This is a genomic window from Mesorhizobium sp. WSM4820, from assembly GCF_055811075.1.
In genome coordinates, this window is sequence record NZ_JBVVQN010000025.1 from 61,892 (window position 1) to 86,258 (window position 24,367).

Sequence of the window (24,367 nt, forward strand, 5' to 3'; positions counted from 1 at the left end):
GAGGCAAGACCCGTGGGCGGCCACCTTCTCCCACAGGGGGAGAAGGGGGAGCCAAATCGCTTACGTCGGCGACCGGAGTTTGCAACCGCAGCTTGGCTGCAAAATGCTCCAGCGCACCCGCGCCAGCTACTCAGTCCTTATCCGCATTTCCACCCGGCGGTTTACCGGATCGAACGGATTGGGGTTGCGCGGACTTGCTTCGCCCAGGCCTGTCGCTTTGATGCGAGCAGGATCGATGCCGTTGGAGGTGAGGAAGGTCGTTACCGATCTGGCCCTGCGTTCCGACAGCCCCTCGTTGTAGCGCTCCGAGCCGGTTGCATCTGTGTGACCCTCGACAACGAAGTTCAGAGTGCTCAGTCGGCTGTCCTTCAGTGCCTTGGCGAACTCGTCCAGTTCCGCACGCGCAGTCGCATCGAGTTCCGCGGAATCAAGGCCGAAATTGATCAGCATGTCGAGGCTGGTTTTTTCGGCAGGCGCTGCCTTGCTCTTGCTGTTGCACTCTTCTTCGGTGCCGACGCAAATTCCACGCGGCGGGCCGAGCTCGCTCGCCGCGTCAAAAAACTTCACGATGTCTTCTGATTTCTGAAGTGGATCGGCAAAAGCGTGGGTCGAATAAAACGCGACCGTAAACACGAAGGCTAAACTGCCCAACCGCATAACGGTTACTCCTGTCTTGAGCATCGATTTCATCGACTGCGGACAATACCAAATTGCGAAGCGGTTGTCTGTCAATAAACGTCAAGCATACGAGTGGTGGAGGGCAGTTGCATCTTGCTGGGGATTGGAGACTTGACCCGCCCTGTCCATGGCTTCAGTGTCGATTGTTCCCTGGGGAAAGCGTGGCGCCATGGCCAATGAGGTTCGATTCAAAACGGCACGGGACCTTTTCATGGCCTGCCCCGCTGTTTCCAGGGACATGGTGGCACTTCCGACCGAACAGCCTCCAATCGAATTTTGCCGCGCCCTGCTGGCCGGGCGGGTGCCAGAGGAGGCGATTACGTTCTGTGCCTATCTGCTTCCGGAACGGGCTGCGGTGTGGTGGGCACATGAATGCCTGAGCCACCTCACCGTTCTGCTCGACAGCAGGGATCAGGAATTGCTCGCGGTTGTTCGTGACTGGGTCAGCGAACCGGAGAGCCCTCACCATCGCCCGGAAGTGGACAAGGCTGCGGCAATGCCGCCAACAACGCCGGCCGCCTGGATTGCCCTGGCTGCAGGACGGCATGGCAACGGTTCAGCCATGGAGGCGCCAGCACTATCGGCCTTGCCGCCAGCCGCCCGCGCGGTGAGTGCGGGGGTTCTGGCCGGACTGGCACGCGTTGCGCTCGAGGACCGCTTTTCAGTTCTTACCGCGTTTGTCGAAATGGGCATCCAGATGGCCGAGATCGAGGCGCTGCGCCAATCAGCGGATGCGAGTTAGACTGTAGCCCGGATCTGCGAGCGGGATACGTTGAAATTGAACGAAAACGACTCTATCTGTTTGGTGTGGCCGCATTTCCGCGACGCCAAGTGAACCCACTTGGCTGCAGAATGCTCTAGTTGTTTGGCTTACTTGCAGCAGCCATTCAACGCTATCCTCCCCAGCCGCCGCCGCCTCCGCTGCTCCCGCCACTCCCGCCACTTCCGGCACCCCCGCCTCCTCCCGAAGAAGGAATGATTATGGGACGTGCGGCAGCAGGCTCGTCCGCGGCCGGACTAACCACTTTCCTGGCGGCCACCTGTTTGGGAGCGGGGTTGACGACCTTCCGCGGCGCCGCGGCTCTGCGAACGACCTTCGGCGCCGGCTCGGGCGTCGCCACCAGCGGCGTCGGTTGAAGGGGTGGCCAGGATGTGCAGCCCATGACCCCGGCCAAGGCGATGGACAGAGTTATCCCGATTGTTGCCTGCTTCAGATTTCTGCCCACCATTGCCTCCTCGTTGATCAGAACAAATCCCGACGCGGATTGGCTTGTTCCCAGACCGCCCTCGCCACTTTGACCAGTTGCTTGTCGACAGAACCGCTCAACGGAATCTTCGACTTGAGTTCCCCACGCAGCTGCTTCAACGCCGCCGCTTTCGGCTTGGCCCCGAATTGCGCCAACGTCGCCCGGGCGTCAGGCAACTCATTGCGAAGATCGAGTGCAACCGTGAATGCCAGGAAACGCACGGCGACGGCCTGGTCGGCCTTGTCGCCCTTTTGCATCTCGAGAGCCGCGCGATCGTAGGCGCCGGACTGGTCCCCGCGCGAGGTTGCCAGTTCAAACAGGCGTTGGGCTTCATCAAGGTCCTGCTCCACGCCAACGCCATCACGGTACATGCGCGCAAGACTGCCAGGCGCATAGGGCTGGCCGAGGTCGATGGCTTTCTGAAAAAGCGCCAGCGCAGCCTTCGGATCCTTCTCGACGCCCCTGCCGCTGAGGTAATTGCGACCGAGCAAGTTCATCGAATACATGTCCTGGCGCTGGACGCCGGCCTCCAGGAACGCAACGGCGCGGGCCTGATCGGCGGGCACGCCGTTGCGGCCTTCGGTGAAGATCGCCGCGAGATCGTTCATGGCATAGGTGTGCCCCATCGATGCCGCCTTGAGCAGCAGGTCCAGCCCCTTGCCGGTGTCGCTCTCGACGCCGTAGCCATGGAACAGGGCACGGCCCCACGACGTCATCCCGTAGGGATCGCCCTTGTCGGCCGCAGCGGCGTAGAAGGTGTTGGCCTGCTTGCGGTCGACAGCCTGGCCCGTTCCCGTCGCGTAGAGGTAGCCGAGTTCGAACACCGCGCGCACATGCCCCCTGTCGGCGGCCTGTTGTATGGCTTTCCTGGCCTGGTCGACCTTGCCGGCTGCAAGCAGCGCGCGTCCCAGTTCATAACGGAAGCGGGCGACATCGGGATACGCTTTCACCGCAGCCTCGCACAGCTTTACCGCGTCGGCGCCGATTTCATTTGGCAGCAGGCCGGGGACGACGCCTTGAAGGTCGAGAGGTTCGCCGGCAGCCAGGTCGCACGGATCGACGCTTGGCGACAGTTTCATACTGGCGGGTTTGGCTGCGCCGCTGTCAGCCCGAATTTCGAAGGCGATCTCGACCGGTGCGCTGGCTCCGATCTGGGGTTCATAGCGCAGCCCCTCGACTTCGCCGACCGTCAAGCTCGATTCGGGCGACAGGGTCCGATCCGGCAGCGAGAGCGTCCCCGTTGCCGGATAGTTTGTGACTTTCAGGCTGACCGCCGCATCGTCTGGGACATCCAGGTTCAGGGCAACGGCGCCGACGCCCACCGGAACGTCGACGTCCCGGTTCTCGATCGCCTCGGCCGCACCGGTGACATGAATGCCGCGCTGCAGCACCTGCTGCTTCTGCTCGACTTCGAGCGAGGCCATCACCTGTTCGCCCTCGGCTCCTTCGCCGCTCTTGACCCGGAACACCAGCATGCCCTTGGCTTCGCCGCCCCAACTGTCGCGTGCGGCATAGGCCAGCATATCCATCTCTTCCGGCTCGCCAGTTCCCTTGGGGACATCCAACTGCAAACGCGGCAGATCCTTGCCCTGGATCAGGTCTCCCGCCTCGATGACCTTGCCGTCCAGCATCAGGCGTCCCAAGGCGGGTGGTCTTTCGATGCTGACGGTTATTGTCCCGCCATCGACCTGGACCGGTTCCGGGAGGTCCAGATCGATGGGGCCTGCCCCGGACAGCACGACTTTCTCCAATACCGGCGGCAGCGATGGGCGGCTGATGCGACGCATCAGAACGACTTCGTCGATCAGCGAAGAGTTCTCCCAGGGAACCTGCAGGCCCTTGGTAGCCTCAACCACATCCCGGCGGACGGCCGACATGACCGTGCGGATCTCCTGGTTCGGGGCGAGCGCGCGACGAGAAAACGCCGATGAGAAAGGACTGAGGTCGCCGGCGCCGTCATAGGCGACCGCGCCGGGTTCGGTGGCGAAAGCAATCAGTGTGTTCAGTGAGCTTCTTACTTGCGCAAGGCCGGTGCCGCTGGCGGTAAGAAGCTGGTCCCTGAGCCAATAGTCCTTGCGAGGGAATGGATTGTTGCGGCAGGCATCGAGGATGATCACCTGGATCTTCGATTTCGAACGCATCTGCTGCAGCACATCGTTCAGCTTGATTGCCTGGACCTCGACGTCCGCCGCATCTTTCAACGAGGCATCGACAGGGATCAGGAAATTTTCGCCGCCGATCTGAAAGCCGTGGCCGGAATAGTAGACGACAGCCACATCCGCGCCGTCCACAGCGGCAAGATAGTTGCGGAACTGATCTTCAAATTGCAGCTTTGTAAGATTGCTCGCAACGAAAACATCAAAACCAGCCGCTCGAAACGTGTTGGACACGTCCACCACATCCTTGGCCGGGTTCTTGAGGGCCGAGATTTCCTGGTAATCGGAGTTGCCGATTACAAAGGCGACCCTTCGTTCGACTGCAGAAGCGTCGAAAGTCGCGACGCTTGCGAGCATCAAGGCCGCAACGAATCCGCAACGTCGGAGCATGGCAAATCCCTTAACCGTCGTTACCTGGCGACCACAAGAACACAGCTTGCAGTGCCAAGGTCCGTTAGAGAGCATGCTATCTGCCGAGACAGAAAAGAGAGAAAAGCCGTCGCGACAGCGGTATATTCCTCACTTGATCGATCCCTAAATTACATCAGAGCCCGAGTGTCCGCAATGAGCGTCAAACGGATTCTCAACCTGGCTATTTGCTCGTGGTCGATACGGTCCCCTCGGGCCACGCGGCTGGCATACCCTTGGCTTCGCACACGCATCACGCGTCAGGGCGCCTGAGGTTTTCCACTGCTAATGTCGGCCTGCCCCTGATTTTTACTAGCCACCATTTCCGCGACTCAATTAGCGTCTGCTTATGGAGCATCGGCACGCCATTCGACGGATCAAGGAAGGGCTTTGGGAGGTCTATGACATAGACGACAATAGGGTTGTCTTCGCCGACGGGGTGGCTCTGACAAATTTGCAGGATGAGGAGGCACTCGACGCCCTGGAGTTGCTAAAAAGTGGATTCCTGGTTCCGAGCAGCGCTCCCGCGAGATGGGGCACTGAAGGCGGATAGCCGGCACGCAAAAGCGCCGCCGCTTGGCGGGCTCCTGGATGCGTTCGCTCGTCGAGATCTGCCACCCTATTTCGGCCACGTCGCAGCCGCGATGCAGACGGTGTGGATCAATTCGCGAGGCCCAGCCCGCCGCAGCGTGGCAAACGAAAAACTCTCCTTCGTTTGGTTGATGCCGGAACAGTGCTCCGTCCGTAAGTTCGTGCTATATATTAGCAGGTGCTGTTATGAGGTTTTTGCCCGTTCAGGAACCGACCAACACATGGGCCGTGTTCGATACGACCGTGGATGTGCCGGCGTGCTTCGCCGGTATTTGCCTTATCGGCTTGCCGCGGGAGCGGGCGGAGTGGCTCGCAGCAAGGGCCAATCAAGATGCGTTGGCAAGAAGCAGCAGGATCGGCCGGCTCTCGTCTCCGGGGACTGAGCACGCCGTGCTTCCCATACGCAAATGCCAGAAATCGCTTACATCAGCAGGAGGGATTTCAACGACGGAGGAAGAGGCCGCTGCGTTGGCAGCCGGAAACCAGCAGCCACCGTAAGTCCGACATCACCAGCAAACCGTTATCGATCCCCGGCGTTAACCAAGCCATCCAGCTTGTCGCCAATGCCCTCCTCCGGTTTGTATCTCGGCCAGGGTTCGCGGTTATTGCTGATCCGGCATCTCGGTATTCTCTTGCGGGTTCTTTTCGATGCCCGCGGCAGGCGAGGTGTCGGCCGGGGCGTTTCCACCCTGGTTTTGCTCAGGGGCTCTTGTGAGTGGCGAGGTGCGCCAGCCCATATCGGCATACAAAAAGCCGATGAGAAAGCCGACGATAATGATCGCTGCTATCACCAGCGAAAGTATGGCGTTACGTCGCTCCATGTCCGGCTCCTTCCTGCGAGCCGAACAGCCAGTATCGAAAATGGTTCCCATCCAGCGGCAGGTCGTGGAACTTCGCACCGTGCCGGCGGTTGACACGCAGGGCTGCGAGCGGTGAACGAAGCCTCCGTTGTTTCCGTCGCAGCAGGAAGGAGACACCATGGCCAACAAGAAAACCACATCGAAACCGGCAATCCGGCAGGCAAATGCCGCTGGCTTGCGACGTCCAAGGCGGGATGCTGACGACACGGATGCCGGAGCCAGGCCACCGACGCCGAAAAGCGCGGGAGCCTCGAAGCCCTCGACCGCTCCGCTGGACAATCCGGTGGCCAACCGCAATGCCGGCCGGCCGCGCCAGCAAGGCGCCACGCCGCGGCCGACCGAAAAGCCGCTGGACTGAAGGGCAAACGAACTAGGACGTCGGGACCAATTCCGCCAAGGCTCTGAGAATGGCCGCCTGATCTGCCGGCTTGCGAACAAATCTAGAGTTGGCGAACGCGGATGGAACATCGCGCGGCCCAAAGCCGGTCAGGCACGCGAACGGGATATGGCGGGTTTTTAATTCTTCTGCGATCGCCAGGCTCGTTTCGCCATGCAGTTGAACATCCAGCAGCGCCACGTCGACAGGATTTTCGCCGATAAGACGAAGGGCCGCCGCCACCGAAGGGGCGGGGCCGATCACCTGATGTCCCGAATCGCGCAGACAAGCAGCGATGTCCTCGGCGATGAGCCATTCATCCTCGACCACCAGAACGCGCAGCGGGTCGGTCACGGCGTCTCCTTGCGCAGCATCGGGAATGTGATCTGGACCTCAAGACCGTCCCGGTTGAAGGTGGTCTCGACGTTTCCGCCAAGCCGGTAGCCGATCTCACCCTGCAGCAGGGAAAGTCCGAAGCCGTTAACTTCAGGTTTTCTGACCGGCGGCCCGTGTCTCTCGCGCCAGGCGAGCGTGAACATATCGCCCTCGCCAGACCATTTCAGCACGATCCTGCCCTCGGGCTTCGACAGCGCGCCATATTTGGCGGCGTTGGTCGCCAGTTCATGAATGGCCATGCTGAGGGAAAGACCCTGTTGCGGGCTAAGCTTCACTTCGGCGCCGTCAAGTTCGAACCGGTCAATGCTGAAAGGTTCGAGTTCCTGATGCAGCAGTTCGTTGATCGAAGCTTCTTTCCAGCGCTCCTTCGACAGCAGACCGTAAGCCCGCGACATGGCGTGCAGGCGACCGATCAGCGCTTCGGCGAATTCTTCCTTCGATTCCGAACTTTCACGGGTGCGGTTGGCGATGCTGGCGACCACCGCCAGCATATTCTTGACGCGGTGGTTCAGCTCCGAAATGAGCACCCGGTTTTGCTCTTCCGTCTCGGCCAATGTGGTGACATCGACCAGCGTGACCACGACGCCCTGGATCCGGTTGTCCTTATCGCGATAGGGATTGATGCGAACCATGTAAAACCGGCCCCGATTGTCGCGCGCCAGATGATGGTTCAGGGTCTCCCCGGTTTCGAAGACAGCATCGATGTGCTGTTTCAGCTCGGGATAGTCGAGCTGGCTCGAAAGCTCGGTCAGCGGCCGGCCGACGTCGGAGGGACGCAGGCTGAAGAAAGACGAGGCCGCCGGCGTAAAGGTCCGCACCACCAGATTCCGGTCGAGGAAGATGGTTGCGATCTGCGTGCTCTCGAACAGATTGCGCAAATCGCTGTTGGCGCGGTCGAGCTCTTCTATCTTGCTGGTCAGCTCCGAATTTATCGTGTTGAGCTCCTCGTTGAGCGACTGCATCTCCTCCTTCGAGGCCTCAAGCTCCTCATTGGTCGACTGCGCCTCCTCGTTGACGGAGACGAGTTCCTCGTTCGACGATTTCAGCTCTTCCAGCGCCGTTTCGTACTCCTCGATCGTCGACTGCAGTCGCTCGCGGGTTTCGCGCAGCTCCCGCTCGAGATCAGCAGCACCTTCGCTGCTACGGTTTTCGGGCCCAACATCGGACCGCGCCTGCACCGGCCCCGTCGGTTCGAACAGGACGAGATAAAGCCGTTCGCCCTTGCCGCGTTCCGCCAGGGGCTCGACAGTGAGTTTGATCGACAGGGCCTGTTCGTCGTCCTCGTCGACGACGACATTTTCCCGCACGACGGTGCGGCGCGTCGTGGCGGCTTCCCGCAATGCCGCGCGCAGGTCGAGCCTTAGCCCGGAGCGGGCCAAAGTCAGCACCTGCCGGCTCGGAATGCCTTGCGGCGCTTCGAGATATCGGCCGGTCCGCGCCGAATAGTAGACGACGTCACCGTCGCCATTCACCACGACATGCGGCGGCGCGAAACGCTCCAGCACTTGTGCCTCGACCGCCTGTCGAAGCGGATAGCTGGCGGTTCGCTTGTTCGGCCCCGTTCCTTCAGACAGGAAGGCGCCTGAACGGCCATCGCCGATCAGCATCGGCAGCCTAATGTGTGGCGAGGCATGTTCCCGCGCCTGAAAAATGCGCTGCTTCTTGTCGACGGTGGCGAAGAGGTTGTCGTGCTGGCCGACGCTTTCGGACGTGCCGAGGAAAAGATAACCGCCCGGCTTCAGCGCGTAGTGGAAGATCGGAATCACCCGGTTCTGGATGTCCGAGCCGAAATAGATCAGCAGGTTGCGGCATGAAACCATGTCCATGCGTGAAAACGGCGGGTCGCGGACGACGCTGTGAGGGGAAAAGACGCACAGCTCCCGGACCTCGTTGGCAAGCACGTAGCTCTCGCCGTCGCTGCTGAAAAAACGCTGCCTGCGCTCGGGCGGGACGCCCTGCAGCAATGCCGCCGGGTAACGCGCCGCGCGCGCCACCGCAAGCGCGGGCTCATCGATGTCGGTCGCAAATATCTGGACGCGTGGCACAACCGAAAGCCTCTCCATGTGTTCGCGCAACAGCATGCCGATGGAGAACACCTCCTCGCCGGTGGCGCAGCCAGGCACCCAGATCCTGACGGCGTCGCTGGCGGTCTTGCCCTCGAACAGCTGCGGTACGACCTTCTCCTCGAGCAGCTTGAACGCGTCGGGATCACGGAAAAAATCGGTGACGTTGATCAAAAGGTCACGAAAAAGGTTCGCCACCTCGCGAGGGTCCTTCTTCAGCCATTCAACATACTCTTCAATGGAATCAAGCTGTCCGATCTGCATGCGCCGCTTGATGCGCCGCAAGAATGTCTTGGTCTTGTAGCCTGAGAAATCGTGGCCGGATTGGCCCTGCAGAATGCCGTAGATCTCGTCACGGAGCCGACCCAGTTCTGCCGTCTCGTGCTCGCCGCCTCCGGCAACCCCGTTCAGCATGTCGAAGCTGCGGGCGAACCCCTCGAGCTTCGCGCCGATCTCCTCCGCCGGCGCCGCAATGTCGATCAGCCCGCTGGAGATCGCACTTTTCGGCATGTCCGGATTGCGCGGGCCGTAGCCGTCGGGAGCCTGGGCGACCGTCAGTCCGCCACGCTCCTTGATCGCCTTGGCGCCAAGCGTGCCATCGGAATCGCCGCCCGACAAAATGACGCCAACCGCATATTCGCCCTGATCCTCGGCCAACGCGCTAAAAAAGATATCGATCGGCTTGCGCTCGCGGCTGAGCACGTTGGATGGCCGCAGGTGCAGCACTCCCCGCTCGATCGTGAGAACGACGTTTTGCGGCATCACATAGACGTGGTCGGACAGGACAGTGGTGCGGTCCTCGACGACAACAACCGGGAGTTGCGTGTAACGTCCGACGACCTCATGAAGCAGGCTTTCGCGCTCGGGGCTGAGATGGGTGACGATGACGAACGCCATGCCGGGCTGGCCGGTGATGCCTTTGAACAGGCCCTCCATTGCAGGAATGCCGCCGGCTGAAGCGCCGACGCCCACAATGGGAAATCTCTTCATCTGGGATGTCACCGCAAGCCCTCGGTTGAACAGCCTGGACGACAAGGCCGCCAAATCGACCCAAAACCCACGACCAGGCTGAACGCAACATTCAGCATATAACGTGCAAGGGGGCCGGAACAAGTCCGTGCAGACGGCGTTAAAGTCGGGATTGTTGTGGAACTCCAATGACAAAGCGCACACCTGAGCTGAAGCTGACAAAACGAGCGCCGTTGCGCTTCGAGGATTTGCTGAGTTTGCCGGGAAACGAATCCATTCCGCCCCGCATGCTGGTTTTGGCGAAACGATTGCAGGCAGCCTTGCAGGAGCATGCAGAACAAGCCCGTGCGGACACTTGCAAATCCCGCTCGAAGAAAGGGCGATGAGGTGCGCGATCTCCGAGGAGTGCGCATCCTGATTGTCGAAGACGATTGGGTATTGGCCGGCGATCTTGCAAGATATTTCGGCAATATGGGGGCGGTCGTCCTTGGCCCTGCGGCGACGGTCGAACACGCCTCCATGCATACCGAGGTGGCTGAGGCCGCGATCCTCGACGTCAATCTCAACGGCCGGCGGGTGTTTCCGATCGCAGACGAACTGATGCGCCGCGGCGTTCCCTTCGTCTTTTTCAGCGGTGACGAGGACATCGTCATTCCCGAACGTCTCCGCCACGCCAGCAACCTGCGAAAGTCGTCGGACAGCTACGCCATCTTCGACGCCTTGTTCCCTCCGGAAAAATCCGCCCTTGCCGGTCGCCCTGCCGTCAACTTGTCGGACAACGTGTTTTCACTTCTGCCGAAGCTCAGGCTCGCGGCGCGGCTGCTTCTGGGCGACGTCGGTGCTTCCGATCGGCTGGTCGAGCGAACACTGGAGCGCGCCATCGGCGAGATCGACAGGCGGCGGCCCGGTGTATCGACCGAAGACTGGCTGAACGGCATCATGCGAAACATTGCCGGATCGGGCGGAACCAGCCTGCTGCACTGAGTAGGCGAAAACAGCCATCAGTTAAGTCCTCTATCAGAACGCGAGGCGCGCCTAAGAGCTACCCGACAGCGCTGAGTAGCAGCTTCCTCAGCCGTTCTTGCGGTCGATGAATTTGTTGAACCGGCTGTTTTTTCCGGAGCCGGTTTCGTCCTGGTAAAGGAAAGTCAGATCGTTCTCGTCGAAAATCCGGAAGAACTCATCCCATTCGATGGGTTCGAGCTTCTCCTCGGGCTCGCCAAAATCGATCCGCAAGATGCCGCCCTCGCCCCTGGTTCGTACAACCGCCGGTCGGCCACCACGATCTTCGGCCCATTGGCGGATCTCGTCATGATTGGTGGTTGTCTTCGATTCAGACATTGGAACCTCCTTTGATCCAGACCTTGCAGGCGTGTGGCCTCCTTGCGCCCACGGACCGGATGACCGCCCCTAACACCAAAGAAGCTGCAATGTTCCAGCGCATGGCCCAAGGCTCGTTCGCTGTGCGTTCACCTCAGGTTGCAGCCTGCCCAAAACCATCTTTGTTGAAGCAGAGGGAACAAACCTTTTGCCAAACAGTTCGGGGCGCCAAGGCCAACTGCGTAAGGAGTTGTCGTGAAACGCATACTGGTTACAGGAGGGTGCGGTTTCATCGGCCGCCACGTCGTCCAGGAACTCGTTGAACATGGTTATGCCGTCTGCATTCTCGATGCGCTGCTGGAACAGGTGCACGGCAGCGAGGCGATCAGCCTGCCGGCAGGCGCCGACCTGATCAAAGGCGATGTTCGCGATGGCGACGCCGTCGCCGAGGCGCTCCAGGGCGTCGACGCCACCATCCATCTCGCCGCCGAGGTCGGCGTCGGCCAGTCCATGTACGAGATCGCCCGCTATGTCGGCGCCAACGACCTCGGTACCGCCACCCTGCTCGAGGCACTGATCAAGCATCCGGTCGAGAGGATCGTCGTCGCCTCGTCGATGAGCGTCTACGGCGAGGGTCTCTATGCCACGCCAGGCGGTCGGCGCGTCGACAATGCACGGCGGCAGGCCAGCGACGTCAAGAGCGGCCAATGGAATCCGCTGTCGGCTGCGGATGAAAGCCTGTCGCCGCTGCCGACAGACGAGGAAAAGCCGGTCGACCTCGCCTCGATCTATGCGCTGACGAAATATGCCCAGGAGCGCGCCGTGCTGATCTTCGGCGATGCCTATGGCGTCGACGCGGTGGCGCTGCGCCTGTTCAACGTGTTCGGCGCCGGACAGGCGCTGTCAAATCCTTACACCGGCGTTCTGGCGAATTTCGCTTCACGCCTCGCTAACGGCCAGCGGCCGATGATTTTCGAAGATGGCGAGCAGAAACGCGATTTCGTGCATGTGCGTGACGTCGCCCGCGCGTTCCGCCTGGCGCTGGAACAACGCCAGGCGCGCGGCCACGTCATCAACATCGGCAGCGGACGGGCCTATGCGATCAGCGAGGTTGCCCGGCTGCTCGCCGACGCCATGGGTGTGCCGGACCATCGGCCTGAAATCCTCGGCAAGGCGCGCGCCGGCGATATCCGCAATTGCTTCGCCGACATCTCGAAGGCGCGCGAACTGCTCGGTTTCGAGCCGCAGCACCGGCTGGAGGATTCACTCGACGAGTTCGTCGCATGGGTGCGCAACACGGCCGCCATCGACCGCGGCGCCGACATGAAACGGGAACTCGAAGAGCGGGGACTGGTATCATGAAGCCGGACGGTTTTCGTGAAGCGCCGGTTGCCATCGTCGGCGGCAGCGGCTTCATCGGCTCGAACCTCGCCGACAGCCTGTTGTCGGATGGGGTGCCGGTGCTGGTCATCGACAATCTCAGCCGCCCGGGCGTCGATCAGAACCTGGCCTGGCTCACGCAGAAACACGGCAACCAACTTGCCGTTGAAACCGTCGACGTCCGCGACGAAGACGTGCTGGCGCCGCTTTTGGCGCATGCCAGGGCGATATTCCATCTCGCCGCGCAAACCGCCGTCACCACGAGCCTGGCCCAGCCAAGCGAAGATTTCGACATCAATCTGCGCGGGACCTTCAACGTTTTGGAAGCGGCTCGCCGCAGCGGCAGACGCATTCCCGTGATCTTCGCCAGCACCAACAAGGTCTATGGCGGCCTGCCCGACGTCACAGTGCGCGAAGAGGACGATCGGTGCGTGCCCTGCGATGCCGGCATCCGCGCCAACGGCATAGACGAGGCCTGCGGCCTGGATTTCTGCACGCCCTATGGCTGCTCCAAAGGCGCGGCCGACCAATATGTGCTCGATTATGCCAAGTCGTACAATCTGCCGACCGCGGTCCTGCGCATGAGCTGCATCTACGGGCCGCGCCAGTTCGGCACGGAGGACCAGGGCTGGGTCGCCCATTTTCTGCTCAGCGCGCTTTCCGGCCGGCCGATCACGATCTACGGCAACGGCAAGCAGGTGCGCGATATCCTTCATGTCAGCGACGCCGTTGCGGCCTATCGCGGGGTACTTGCCCGGATCGACGACATCAAGGGCCAGGCATTCAATCTCGGTGGCGGACCGGGCAACGCCGTCAGCCTGCGCATGCTGATCGAGGAGATCGGCGAGTTGACCGGGCGGAACCTCGCGATCCGCTACGACCGGGAACGCACCGGCGACCAACCGTTCTTTGTCGCCGATACCCGCAAGATAGAAGCGACGCTCGGCTGGAAAGCGCATGTCTCCTGGCGCGACGGCGTACGCGATCTCGCCGACTGGCTCCGGCGTCATCGCCTCGAGCCTGAACCAGCGAGGTACGTGGCATGAAAGTCGCCCTGGTCAATCCGTTCTGGACCTACGAGGACAGCATCTATTTCGGCTGCCGCCAGCCACATCTGCCGCTGGAATTGGGCTACTCGAAAGCCTCGCTGGAGGCCGACGGCCATCAGGTGCTGATGCTGGACGGGCAAATCCAGAAGCTCGACAACGCGGCACTTGCCGATCGCGTCGCCGCCTTCGCACCGGCCATGACCGTCGTCAGCACGGCGCCGACCTATTTGTTCTGGCGCTGCGCGCCGCCCGAGCTGCGTGTACCAGCCGACTTCCTCAACCGCCTCGCCGGGCACGGCGGCCGCACAGTGGCTGTCGGGCCGCACGGCTCGGCGACGCCGGCGCCGACGCTGCGCAAGCTGGGCGTCGATGTCGTCGTGCGCGGCGAATGCGAAGAGGTCGTCGCAGAACTCGCCCGCGGTGACGATTGGAGCGCCGTGCCCCACACCGCCTACCTCGACGAGGGAAAACTTGTCGGCAATGGCGGCGTCCACACCAGTTCGTTTGTCGATCATCCGCCGCTCAGCTGGCCGTCCGATTGGATAGCCGCGCATTCGCACCATCACCACCGATTCGATGACAATCAGCTGGGTTTCGGCGCGGAGGTCGAGGCATCTCGCGGCTGCCCCTACAATTGCAGCTTCTGCGCCAAGATGGATTTCCGCGACGCCTACCGCCGCAGGAGCCACGATGCGATCACCGCGGAAATCGATCGGCTCATCGGGCAAGGTGTCGGCTACATCTATTTTATCGACGAGATCTTCCTGCCGCAGAAGGCGCTGCTGGAGGCGCTGGTCGATCGCGACGTCAAGTTCGGCGTGCAGACCCGCATCGATCTTTGGAAGCCGGAGCTCCTGGAACTGCTGGGTGCCGCCGGCTGCGTTTCGATCGAAGCCGGCCTGGAAAGCCTGACGGTGGAAGGCCGGGCCATGCTGGCAAAGCGTTGCCGGCTGGGCACCGAGGAACTGGCCGCCTTGCTGGTCAATGCACGACGTCACGTTCCGTTCGTCCAGGCCAATCTGATCGGCGTCGTCGAGGACGATCCGGCTCTGGTCGACCACTGGCGCAAGCACCTCATCGACCGCGGCGTGTGGGCCAACGAGCCGGTGCCGCTCTATCCCTATCCCAGTTCGCCCAGCTATCGCGAGCTTTGGGGCGAGCCCGACGATCTCGCCTGGGAGCGCGCCCACGAACATTACCTGGCCTCGTTCCGGACCTTCAGCGACATCCAGGAGAAGCGCCCGCGCGCGCTGGCCGAGTTGGAGGCGACATGTTGCAGTCACTGATCCGCCGCCCGCGGCGAATCCTGATGACCGTCGATGCCGTCGGCGGCGTCTGGCGCTACGCGCTCGATCTGGCGCGGGAGTTGGCTCATGGCGGCGACAGCATCGTGCTCGCCGGGCTGGGCCCGGAACCGTCGGAGGAGCAGGCGAAGGAGGCGCAGGCTTTCGCCGGCCTGGCGTGGCTCAAGACACCGCCGGACTGGATGACCCGCAATGAGGACGATCTGGAATTGTTGCCGCAGGAACTGCGCGCGCTCGTTGGCGATTACGCGATCGACCTTGTCCATCTCAACGCGCCGACGCAGGCCGTGGGACTTGATCTGCCCTGCCCGGTCGTGGCGGTCTCGCACTCATGCGTCGTGACCTGGCTCCACGCCGTCAGGGGGCGGGCTGCGGACGGCGAATGGGCTTGGCAGAAGGACCGCAACAGACGCGGCTTCGATTGGGCCAATGCGGTAGTCGCACCCAGCCGCAGCCATGCCGACATGCTCGAGGCCTGCTACGGGCCGATCGCCCGCCTGAGCGTTGTCAGCAACGGCACACGGCCAGGTCCAAAGCCAGAGAGGCGCGAACCACTGGTTGTCGCCGCCGCGCGCTGGTGGGACGAAGGAAAGAACGCAGCCACGCTGGACCAGGCAGCAGCGCTGACGAAATGGCCGGTCTTTGCTGCCGGGCCGCTCGAGGCCGCTGATGGCCAACGCGCCAGTTTCAGCAATGTCGTTGCTCTGGGCTCGGTCTGCCACGATGAGGTGCTGCGATTGATGGTGCGGGCCGGCATCTTCGTATCGCCGTCCGTCTACGAACCCTTTGGCCTTGCCGCTCTGGAGGCAGCCACATCAGCAACACCCCTGGTGCTTGCCGACATCCCGACCTATCGCGAATTGTGGAATGGCGCGGCCATGTTCTACGACGTCCGTGATCCAGGCGATCTCGCCAGATGTGTCGATTGTCTCTCTGACGACGCCCAACACAGGCACCGGCTCGGCGAAGCCGCCGCACGCCGAGCCCGCAGGTTTTCACCAGCAAGGCAAGCGGCGGCAATGCACGACATCTACGATCGGGCCGCCCTGGCCGTTGCGGAACGCTGACAATGCGGTTCCTGTTCTATACCCATTCGGCCGTTTCCGACTGGAACCACGGCAACGCACATTTTCTGCGCGGCATCATGCGGGAGCTTGTTGCACGCGGGCACCAGGCGATCGCGCTGGAGCCAGCAGACGGCTGGAGCCGTTCGAACCTGCTGGCAGAGAAAGGGCCCTACGCGGTCGAGCGCTTCAGAAAAGATTTTCCGGAGCTGATGTCGGTGACCTACGACGCGTCCTTCGACCATGAAGGCTGGATTGCCGACGCCGATGTGGTGATCGTCCACGAATGGACCGACCCGGACCTTGTCGCGCGCATCGGCAGGGCCAGGGCGAATGGAGGCGGTTTCACGCTTCTGTTCCATGACACCCACCATCGCGCCGTCTCGGCGACGCAGGCGATCTCGGCTCTGCGGCTGGAGCAATATGACGGCGTGCTGGCTTTCGGCGAGGCGTTGCGGCAAAGCTATTTGCGCGCCGGCTGGGGCAAACGTGCTTTCACCTGGCACGAGGCGGCGGATGAGCGCCTGTTCAAGCCTCACCCGGAGATCGACCCGACTGCCGATCTGATCTGGATCGGCAACTGGGGCGATGATGAGCGCAGTGCCGAAATCAAGGAATTCCTGATCGATCCAGTCGAAGAACTTGGCCTGCGTGGCACTGTTCATGGCGTGCGCTATCCACGCGAAGCGCTCGCCGATCTTGCCGCCGCCGGCCTGAGTTACGAAGGCTGGATTGCCAATGCCGACGTGCCCAAGGCATTCGCGGCCCACCGCGTTACCGTCCACATCCCGCGGCGCCCATATCGGGAGACCCTGCCCGGCATCCCGACGATCCGCATGTTCGAGGCGCTCGCCTGTGGCATCCCGCTCGTTTCGGCGCCTTGGGCCGATGTCGAACAACTCTTCAGGCCAGGCATCGACTTTCTTTTCGCGCGCGACGGTTCCGAGATGTGCCGCCATCTTCGCGACGTGCTGGACGATGCTGACCTGGCCGCCTCTCTGGTGAGATCCGGCCTCGAAACCATCGGGAGGCGACACACTTGCCGGCACCGGGCGGACGAGCTGTTCGACGTGCTCGCCGAATGCGGCAACCGCCAAGCCATCGATCGCATCGCCAAAGAGGAGACAGTCGCATGAAGATTGCATTTTATGGATCGAGCCTGCTGTCGTCCTATTGGAACGGCGCGGCGACTTATTACCGCGGATTGCTGAAGGCTCTTTCTCAACTTGGCTACGAGATCACGTTCTATGAACCGGACGTCTACGACCGGCAGAAGAACCGCGATATCGAGGCACCGGACTGGTGCAACGTCGTCATCTACGAGGCGACCCCGCATGCACTGATGCAGGTGGCAGCAAGCGCAGGCGAAGCTGATATCGTCGTCAAGGCCAGCGGAGTCGGCTTCGAAGACGAGGCGCTGCTGCGCGCCGTACTCGACCACGCCCGGACGGATGCGCTGACAGTGTTCTGGGATGTCGACGCACCGGCCACTCTGGGCCAATTGCGCGACGAGCCGGATCACCCCCTGCACCGCGCGTTGCGGGAGATCGACCTTGTCCTCACCTATGGCGGCGGCGATCCGGTCGTCTGGGCCTATCGTGCGCTGGGGGCTGCCGAATGCGTGCCGATCTACAACGCGCTCGATCCCGAAACGCACCATCCGGTCGCGAAGGACAAGCGTTTCGCCTGCGACCTCGCCTTTCTCGGCAACCGTCTGCCGGACCGTGAAGCACGCGTCGAAGCCTTCTTCCTCGATCCGGCCAACCGTTCGGGCGATCAGCGTTTCCTGCTCGGCGGATCTGGTTGGGGTGACAAGCAGCTGCCGGCAAATGTCGCATGGCTCGGCCACGTCGGGACGCGGGACCACAATGCGTTCAACGTCACCCCCAAGGCGGTGCTGAACATCAGCCGCGACAGCATGGCCGCCAACGGCTTTTCGCCTGCCACGCGCGTCTTCGAGGCTGCCGGTGCCGGCGCATGCCTCATCACCGATGCCTGGCTCGGCGTCGAATTGTTCCTGGCCCCCGGGGAAGAGATCCTGGTGGCGCGCGATGGTAATGATGTCACTGAGATCTTGCGCACCCTCACCCCCCAGCGGGCAAGGGCGATCGGCGCATCTGCGCTTCGGCGTGTTCTCGCCGAGCATACCTATGCGTTAAGGGCCGCTGTCGCCGACGCTGTCTTCAGGCGTCATTTCGAGCGCCCCACCGTGGAGGCAGCGGAATGACCCAGCGGCTCGACATCGTCTTTCTTGGCCTGTCGTTGTCCTCTTCATGGGGAAACGGCCATGCCACGACCTTTAGGGGGTTGCTGAAGGGCCTGCACGAGCTCGGCCATCGCGTCACCTTCCTGGAGCGCGACGTGCCGTGGTATGCGAACCATCGCGATCTGCGCGACCCGGATTTCTGCACGTTGCGCTACTACGAAACGACGAACGATCTTCGTCGGACCTATACCGGCTGTCTGCAACAGGCCGATGTCGTAGTGGTCGGGTCGTTCGTTCCGGAGGGGCGAGCCGTCATCGACATCGTCGCGTCCCTGTGCACGGGCCAGTTCTGCTTCTACGACATCGACACGCCGGTCACGCTGGCCAAGCTCGCCGCGGATGATTGCGACTACCTATGCCGGCGGCAGATCCCGTATTTCGACGTCTATTTCTCGTTCACCGGCGGGCCAACACTCGCCCGATTGGCGGCGGACTTTGGTGCACGGTGCGCCGAGCCGCTCTACTGCTCCGTCGACCCGGAGCGGCATCGCCGAACGGCCGATCCGATCTGCTGGGACCTTGGCTATCTCGGCACTTACAGCTCGGACCGGCAGGCGACGCTGGATGCTCTCCTGCTCGAACCGGCAAGACGCATGCCGGACCGTCGCTTCGTCGTGGCCGGCTCGCAATTCCCGTCCGAGACCGTCTGGCCAAGCAACGTCGATCGCATCGAGCACCTGCCGCCGGCGGACCACGCCTCGTTCTACAGCCGCCAGCGCTATACGTTGAACGTCACGCGCAGCTCCATGATAGCGGCTGGGTGGTCTCCCAGCGTACGCCTCTTCGAGGCGGCTGCCTGTGGCACAGCGATCATCAGCGATCGCTGGACCGGTCTGGACAGCTTCTTTCCGACAGCCACGATCAACATGGCGGGCCAAGCCGAAGACGTGATCGATATCCTGTCCAGCCAATCCGACCGCGTCAGGCTTGCTTTGGCCAAGCGAGCGCGTGCAACGATCCTGGCGGCACATACAAGCGCCGCGAGAGCCCGCGAATTCGTTTCGCTGCTGGCGCGGCCAAGATCGGCACGTCCAGCGCTCGATCTGAACATCGAAAGTGCAGCATGACTGGCAGACAGGAGAAAATAGAGATGCGGCAATCAAGAAGGACACAACGGACCAGAACGGCGCTTGTCGCCGGCGGCGCGGGTTTCCTCGGTTCGCATCTTTGCGAGACACTGCTTCAGGCCGGGTGCCGTGTGATCTGTGTCGACAATTTTCTAACCGGTCGGATGGAAAACATCGTCTCGATGCTGGACAGTCCTCGTTTCCGGCTGATCGAGCAGGATATTTGCCGACCATTGGACCTTGCTGAGCCGGTCGACCGCATTTTCAACCTGGCGTGCGCCGCATCGCCGCCGCGCTACCAGGCTGACCCGATTCACACCACGCGGACCTGCGTGATCGGAACCCTCAATCTACTTGAGCTTGCCGCCCGAAACAATGCGCGCCTCCTGCAGGCATCGACAAGCGAAGTGTATGGCGATCCGGAACAGCACCCGCAAACGGAAGACTATGTAGGTCACGTGAACTGCACCGGCCCTCGTGCCTGCTATGACGAGGGCAAGCGAACCGCCGAAACCTTGTGCTTCGACTATTTGAGAACCGAAACGGCCGACATCCGGGTCGCGCGCATCTTCAACACCTATGGTCCGCGGATGGATCCTGCCGACGGCCGGATCGTCTCGAACCTGGTGATGCAGGCGCTCGAGAAGAGACCGCTGACGATTTTCGGCGACGGGCTGCAGACCAGGTCGTTCTGCTACGTCTCCGATCTGGTCGAGGGTCTGGTCCGCCTCATGGATGTCGATCCCAATCCGAACCAACCGGTCAATTTGGGCAATCCCGGGGAATTCACCGTTCTTCAACTGGCCGGATTGGTGAGGGATATGACCCACAGCAACTCGGCCTTCAAATTCCTGCCACTGCCGCAAGACGATCCTCGCCGGAGGCAACCGGACATTTCCCGTGCAAAAGCCCTTCTCGACTGGTCGCCAAAGGTGCCACTCAAGCAAGGCCTGATGCAGACGATCAGCTATTTCATGGAGCTCGAGGCCAGCCGTAACGAGGATCGAATCTCCCCAACTGCGACAAGCGTGAGGTCCGTTTCAGGCCGACTGCAAAACCTGCCGGCCTGAAGTCGGGGAGAGCTATGCCCTCGGGCATGGTGAGACCATCCCGACAGGCGTCTTCACTTTTTCTCGTTGTGGGAACATCCGGTCTAGCTCGCCGTTGGGCGAATATCGGCAGGGAGAACGGACCCGTGCATCGAAAACGATCCGCCAGGGACATCGAGCAAATGGCAGAACGGGAAGCGGCTGCCTTTCTGAGACGTGCCTCGATCACCTACCTCGAATGCTGTGTGAGCCTGATGATGACGCATCTTGAGCGCGAGGAAGTGGCCACCATCCTGGAAAAAGAAGCGGATATGCTGCGAACGCTCGATTGAGGCTCGCGTCGCTCAGGCTTCGATCGGCCTAGGCAACGTAAAATACAGGGCGCAACTTTGATCCGAAGAGGTTGGTGATTTTTCCAGGTCGCAAGGAACATTCCTGGCAGCTGACAGTTCGGCGCGAGGAACTTACCTTCAACAGCGATGGCGGCAGTTTCGTGGGATCAAAAAAGGTACGGATTGGAATAGCCGGCGTCGGCAATTGCGCATCCTCCCTTGTCCAGGGCCTCTCATATTATCGGGACGCCAGAGGCAATGAGCCGATACCGGGCCTGATGCATGCTGATCTTGGCGGCTATCATGTCGCCGAGATCGAGGTGGTTTGTGCTTTCGACGTCGCCAAGGGCAAAGTTGGGCGTGATGTGGCCGAAGCCATATACAATGCGCCCAACAATACCTTCCGCTTTGCCGATGTTTCGGCAACCGGCGTTCGCGTCGAGCGCGGACCGACGCTTGACGGCATCGGCAAATATCTGCGCGATGCGATCGAGGAGGCAGAAGAGCCGGTCGCGAATGTCAGCGCGCTGCTTCGGGAAAGCGGCGCGGACGTACTGGTCTCATATCTGCCGGTCGGCTCCGAAGAAGCCACGCGTTTTTATGCCGAGTGCGCGCTCGAGGCCGGCTGCGCCTTCGTCAACTGCATACCGGTCTTTATCGCATCGCGGCCGGAATGGCGCCGGCGCTTTGAACAGCGCGGCCTGCCGCTGGTCGGCGACGATATCAAAAGCCAGGTCGGCGCGACGATCGTGCACCGGTTGCTCGCCAATCTGTTCCGCGAGCGCGGCGTCCGCCTCGATCGCACCTACCAGCTGAACTTCGGCGGCAACACCGATTTCCTCAACATGCTGGAACGGGAGCGGCTGGAATCGAAGAAAATCTCCAAGACACAGTCCGTAGCCAGCCAGTTCGACGTCCCCCTGGAGGCCGGCAACATCCATGTCGGCCCCAGCGACCATGTGCCCTGGCTTACCGATCGAAAATGGGCCTACATCCGCGTTGAAGGCACGACGTTCGGCGGCGTGCCGCTGAATGCAGAGCTCAAACTGGAAGTATGGGATTCGCCCAACTCGGCCGGAGTCGTTATCGACGCTGTCCGCTGCGCAAAACTGGCGCTTGACCGCGGCATCGCGGGGGCGCTGACCGGCCCTTGCAGCTATTTCATGAAGTCGCCGCCCGAGCAGTTCACCGATGCCGAGGCACGCCTGCGCACGCTGTCTTTCATCGCCGGGAGGGACGAGCCGATGCTTGATGCCGCGGAATGACGACGACGTTCTTCTTGATCCGCCATGCGGCGCACGACAATGTCGGCGACTATCTTGCCGGACGCATGGCTGGAGTTTGCCTTGGCGAAACCGGCAGGGCACAAGCCTCGCGCCTGGCCAGCCACATGGCGGCGCGGCCGCTGGCGGCCATCAGTTGCAGCCCGCGCGAACGAACACTGGAAACCGCAAAACCGATCGCAATCGCCTGCAATCGCGAGAAGATTACAATCCGCCAGGAACTCGATGAGATCGACTTCGGCGCGTGGTCGGGCAAGACCTTCGAAGAGTTGAGCCAGGACGCCGACTGGCTGACGTGGAACAGTCAACGCCAGCAGGCGAGGACGCCCGGCGGCGAGACAATGCTGGACGTCCAGCAACGTGTCGTCTCGCTGATGCAGCAGCTTCGCAAACGCTACCAAAACCAGTCCGTGGCACTGGTCAGCCATGCCGACGTGATCAAAGCCGCCGTCTGCAAGGTGCTCGGCTTGCCGCTGGGAGACTGTTTTCGCTTCGATATCGACCCCGCTTCGATCACCACGGTCGTGTCCGGTGACTGGGGCTCCAAGCTGATCCGACTGAACGAAGCCGCCTGACGAGGACTGCCGGATGCGTATGGTCATTTTCGGTCTCACCGTCACCTCCTCGTGGGGAAACGGACACGCGACGCTGTGGCGCGGGCTGATCCGTGCGCTCGGTCGCCTGGGCTGGTCGGTCAGCTTTTTCGAACGCAATACCCCGTACTATGCCGGCGCACGCGATCTTGACCATCTCGATGGCGGCGATGTCGTTCTCTATCCGGAGTGGGAGGACATTCGCCGTGTCGCGGAACAGGCTATCGGGGAATCCGACGTCGTCATCGTCACGTCCTATTGCCCCGACGCCGTGGAGGCATCGCGCCTGGCGCAGCAGGCCTGTCGCGGGCTGAAGGTTTTCTACGATCTCGACACCCCGGTCACGCTCGCCCGGATAGAACAAGGTCTACGACCGGCCTATTACGGGCCCGAGGGCCTTCACGATTTCGACCTCGCCCTCAGTTATACGGGGGGAACCGCAATCGATGCGCTGAAAACGCTGCTGGGCGCCCGCCGAGTCTTGCCTCTCTACGGCCATGTCGATCCCGACCGACACCGGCCGGCCCAGCCCCGGGCTGAATTCGCCGGGGATTTGTCCTATCTCGGAACGTATGCGGCCGATCGCCAGGCCGGCGTCGAAAAGCTGCTGGTCCGCACGGCAGCGCGCATGCCGGACCGCCGTTTCGTCATCGGCGGCGCCCAATATCCGCATGAATTTCCGTGGAGCGAAAACATCTTCTTTGTCAGGCACCTTCCGCCTGCGGATCATCCGGCCTTCTTCTGCTCATCGCGCCTGACGCTGAACGTGACGCGCGAGGCGATGGCCAAGAGGGGCTGGTGTCCTTCGGGCAGGCTGTTCGAGGCGGCAGCCTGCGGCGCGGCGATCGTGAGCGACACCTGGCCCGGGCTGAGCAGTTTTTTCCAGCCCGGCAGCGAGATCATCCTGGCGGACAGCACCGACGACGTGGTCGCGGCAGTCGGCTTGCCTGACAGCGAAGTCGACGCCATCCGGCGCCGGGCGCGCGAGCGGGTGTTGGACGAACACACCTCTGCGCAGCGCGCCAGGGAACTGGACCGCCTCCTGTCCGATTCATTGCCGGGCTTGGGGCAGGGCTTGGCGGCGGGCGAGCCGTTGAAGGAAGCAATCTGATGTTGGGCATCGTGCCCGCCGCCGGCCGCGGCAGCCGCATTCAACCGCTCGGCTTCTCGAAGGAGCTCCTGCCGGTCGGCAGCCGAATCGACGGCCAGACCGAGCGTCCTTGCGCGGTGAGCGAGTATCTGGTGCGTCGCATGGTGCGCAACGGGGTCGACAAGATCTGCTTTGTCATCGGATCGGGAAAATCGGACATTCTCGAATACTACGCCGCCGGCTACGGCGACGCCGCCGCATTGTTTGTCGTGCAGCCCAACCCCGTCGGTCTTTGCGACGCGATCTTCCGCGCCGCGCCGCTGGTCGCGGCGGACGAGACGGTTCTGGTCGGCCTGCCGGACACGATCTGGTTTCCGGAAGATGGCTTTTGCCGCCTGCCGGACGACCGGCTGTCGTTTTTGCTCTTCCCAGTGGATCACCCGGAACTCTTCGATGCCGTCGTTCTCGACGGGGATGACCGGGTGAAAGAGATCCAGGTCAAGCAACAAGGCGCCGCATCGAACTGGATCTGGGGGGCGTTCAAGATGCCGGGCTGCATACTTCACCAGCTTGCCGCGCTTTGGCGCGAGCGGGATCAAAGCGACGAATATGTCGGCACCCTGATCAACGCCTATCTGGCGGCAGGCGGTGAGGCTTGCGGCGTCAAGGCAGGCACCGCCTATGTCGACGTCGGCACGTTCAACGGCTACCGCACGGCGCTTCGGCTGCTCGAGAACAACGACACTACGTTGGAGGACCCGAAAAACCTCATGTTCGTGCTGCCGGGGCAAGCAATACCAAGCCATCCAGGCGAAGGAGGCTAGCC

At 62.1% G+C, this 24,367-nt stretch carries 24 protein-coding genes; 18 read left to right on the forward strand and 6 right to left on the reverse strand.

All coding sequences use genetic code 11. The features are described 5' to 3' along the window. Positions 1–126 precede the first annotated feature (126 nt). Entirely contained in the window at positions 127–657 is a 531-nt protein-coding gene (locus AC0L2R_RS29565) for an OmpA family protein (RefSeq protein ID WP_473513104.1), read from the reverse strand. Positions 658–847: 190 nt separating this feature from the next. Between AC0L2R_RS29565 and AC0L2R_RS29570 the strand changes: the two genes are divergently transcribed. Both AC0L2R_RS29570 and AC0L2R_RS29575 read left to right on the forward strand, forming a co-directional pair. After that, a complete protein-coding gene (locus AC0L2R_RS29570) occupies positions 848–1,420 on the forward strand; it encodes a DUF6931 family protein (protein WP_473513106.1) in 573 nt (190 codons plus the stop codon). A gap of 239 nt (positions 1,421–1,659) precedes the next feature. Then, positions 1,660–1,815 carry a hypothetical protein gene (locus tag AC0L2R_RS29575; RefSeq protein WP_473513107.1) on the forward strand — a complete coding sequence of 52 codons (156 nt, stop codon included), beginning with the start codon at positions 1,660–1,662 and terminating at the stop codon, positions 1,813–1,815. A 106-nt stretch (positions 1,816–1,921) separates the two neighbouring features. On the opposite strand, the gene AC0L2R_RS29580 is transcribed toward AC0L2R_RS29575, so the two are convergent. Further along, positions 1,922–4,438 carry a caspase family protein gene (locus AC0L2R_RS29580; protein WP_473513108.1) on the reverse strand — a complete coding sequence of 839 codons (2,517 nt, stop codon included), beginning with the start codon at positions 4,436–4,438 and terminating at the stop codon, positions 1,922–1,924. 1,244 nt (positions 4,439–5,682) lie between these two features. Next, positions 5,683–5,901 (reverse strand): hypothetical protein, encoded by a 219-nt coding sequence (locus AC0L2R_RS29585; protein WP_128172239.1) that lies wholly within the window; start codon positions 5,899–5,901, stop codon positions 5,683–5,685. Between the two features lie 157 nt (positions 5,902–6,058). Between AC0L2R_RS29585 and AC0L2R_RS29590 the strand changes: the two genes are divergently transcribed. Further along, on the forward strand, positions 6,059–6,298 hold the full coding sequence (locus AC0L2R_RS29590) for a hypothetical protein (protein WP_023801273.1): 240 nt from the start codon (positions 6,059–6,061) through the stop codon (positions 6,296–6,298). A gap of 12 nt (positions 6,299–6,310) precedes the next feature. Here the strand turns inward: AC0L2R_RS29590 and AC0L2R_RS29595 are convergent, their stop codons facing one another. Beyond that, on the reverse strand, positions 6,311–6,670 hold the full coding sequence (locus AC0L2R_RS29595; RefSeq protein WP_473513110.1) for a response regulator: 360 nt from the start codon (positions 6,668–6,670) through the stop codon (positions 6,311–6,313). Then, positions 6,667–9,765 carry a CheR family methyltransferase gene (locus tag AC0L2R_RS29600; RefSeq protein ID WP_473513111.1) on the reverse strand — a complete coding sequence of 1,033 codons (3,099 nt, stop codon included), beginning with the start codon at positions 9,763–9,765 and terminating at the stop codon, positions 6,667–6,669. Before AC0L2R_RS29600 ends, AC0L2R_RS29595 begins: the two co-directional genes overlap by 4 nt. A 167-nt stretch (positions 9,766–9,932) precedes the next feature. Between AC0L2R_RS29600 and AC0L2R_RS29605 the strand changes: the two genes are divergently transcribed. Both AC0L2R_RS29605 and AC0L2R_RS29610 read left to right on the forward strand, forming a co-directional pair. Beyond that, the gene (locus AC0L2R_RS29605) at positions 9,933–10,130 is read left to right on the forward strand and encodes a hypothetical protein (RefSeq protein WP_473513113.1); all 198 of its coding nucleotides are present in this window, start codon (positions 9,933–9,935) and stop codon (positions 10,128–10,130) included. 1 nt (position 10,131) lies between these two features. Beyond that, entirely contained in the window at positions 10,132–10,728 is a 597-nt protein-coding gene (locus AC0L2R_RS29610) for a response regulator (RefSeq protein ID WP_473513115.1), read from the forward strand. Positions 10,729–10,815: 87 nt separating this feature from the next. Here the strand turns inward: AC0L2R_RS29610 and AC0L2R_RS29615 are convergent, their stop codons facing one another. Further along, positions 10,816–11,085 carry a hypothetical protein gene (locus AC0L2R_RS29615; RefSeq protein WP_027153502.1) on the reverse strand — a complete coding sequence of 90 codons (270 nt, stop codon included), beginning with the start codon at positions 11,083–11,085 and terminating at the stop codon, positions 10,816–10,818. Between the two features lie 234 nt (positions 11,086–11,319). On the opposite strand from AC0L2R_RS29615, the gene AC0L2R_RS29620 reads away from it, so the two are divergent. The 13 genes from AC0L2R_RS29620 to AC0L2R_RS29680 all read left to right on the forward strand — a co-directional run bounded on the left by AC0L2R_RS29620 (position 11,320) and on the right by AC0L2R_RS29680 (position 24,365). After that, a complete protein-coding gene (locus tag AC0L2R_RS29620; RefSeq protein ID WP_473513116.1) occupies positions 11,320–12,426 on the forward strand; it encodes an NAD-dependent epimerase/dehydratase family protein in 1,107 nt (368 codons plus the stop codon). Beyond that, positions 12,423–13,490 (forward strand): NAD-dependent epimerase/dehydratase family protein, encoded by a 1,068-nt coding sequence (locus AC0L2R_RS29625; RefSeq protein ID WP_473513117.1) that lies wholly within the window; start codon positions 12,423–12,425, stop codon positions 13,488–13,490. Before AC0L2R_RS29620 ends, AC0L2R_RS29625 begins: the two co-directional genes overlap by 4 nt. After that, positions 13,487–14,779, forward strand: coding sequence for a TIGR04295 family B12-binding domain-containing radical SAM protein (locus AC0L2R_RS29630; RefSeq protein ID WP_473513119.1), 1,293 nt, complete (start codon positions 13,487–13,489; stop codon positions 14,777–14,779). Before AC0L2R_RS29625 ends, AC0L2R_RS29630 begins: the two co-directional genes overlap by 4 nt. Continuing rightward, positions 14,764–15,864, forward strand: a complete 1,101-nt coding sequence (locus tag AC0L2R_RS29635) for a glycosyltransferase family 4 protein (protein WP_473513120.1) — start codon at positions 14,764–14,766, stop codon at positions 15,862–15,864. Before AC0L2R_RS29630 ends, AC0L2R_RS29635 begins: the two co-directional genes overlap by 16 nt. 2 nt (positions 15,865–15,866) lie before the next feature. Beyond that, a complete protein-coding gene (locus AC0L2R_RS29640) occupies positions 15,867–16,997 on the forward strand; it encodes a CgeB family protein (RefSeq protein WP_473513122.1) in 1,131 nt (376 codons plus the stop codon). After that, the gene (locus tag AC0L2R_RS29645) at positions 16,994–18,088 is read left to right on the forward strand and encodes a CgeB family protein (protein WP_236378475.1); all 1,095 of its coding nucleotides are present in this window, start codon (positions 16,994–16,996) and stop codon (positions 18,086–18,088) included. Before AC0L2R_RS29640 ends, AC0L2R_RS29645 begins: the two co-directional genes overlap by 4 nt. Further along, positions 18,085–19,194: a CgeB family protein gene (locus tag AC0L2R_RS29650; RefSeq protein WP_128172230.1), complete on the forward strand. Its 1,110-nt coding sequence runs from the start codon at positions 18,085–18,087 to the stop codon at positions 19,192–19,194. The genes AC0L2R_RS29645 and AC0L2R_RS29650 overlap by 4 nt, the downstream gene beginning before the upstream one ends. A 23-nt stretch (positions 19,195–19,217) precedes the next feature. Next, positions 19,218–20,264, forward strand: coding sequence for a UDP-glucuronic acid decarboxylase family protein (locus AC0L2R_RS29655; protein WP_473513124.1), 1,047 nt, complete (start codon positions 19,218–19,220; stop codon positions 20,262–20,264). Between the two features lie 161 nt (positions 20,265–20,425). Further along, positions 20,426–20,575, forward strand: coding sequence for a hypothetical protein (locus AC0L2R_RS29660; RefSeq protein ID WP_084646751.1), 150 nt, complete (start codon positions 20,426–20,428; stop codon positions 20,573–20,575). A gap of 161 nt (positions 20,576–20,736) precedes the next feature. After that, positions 20,737–21,840: an inositol-3-phosphate synthase gene (locus AC0L2R_RS29665; protein WP_473513126.1), complete on the forward strand. Its 1,104-nt coding sequence runs from the start codon at positions 20,737–20,739 to the stop codon at positions 21,838–21,840. Then, entirely contained in the window at positions 21,837–22,433 is a 597-nt protein-coding gene (locus AC0L2R_RS29670) for a histidine phosphatase family protein (RefSeq protein WP_473513127.1), read from the forward strand. The genes AC0L2R_RS29665 and AC0L2R_RS29670 overlap by 4 nt, the downstream gene beginning before the upstream one ends. Before the next feature lie 13 nt (positions 22,434–22,446). Then, a complete protein-coding gene (locus tag AC0L2R_RS29675) occupies positions 22,447–23,562 on the forward strand; it encodes a CgeB family protein (protein WP_473513128.1) in 1,116 nt (371 codons plus the stop codon). Beyond that, a complete protein-coding gene (locus AC0L2R_RS29680; RefSeq protein ID WP_023801255.1) occupies positions 23,562–24,365 on the forward strand; it encodes a sugar phosphate nucleotidyltransferase in 804 nt (267 codons plus the stop codon). The genes AC0L2R_RS29675 and AC0L2R_RS29680 overlap by 1 nt, the downstream gene beginning before the upstream one ends. Positions 24,366–24,367: the final 2 nt, after the last annotated feature.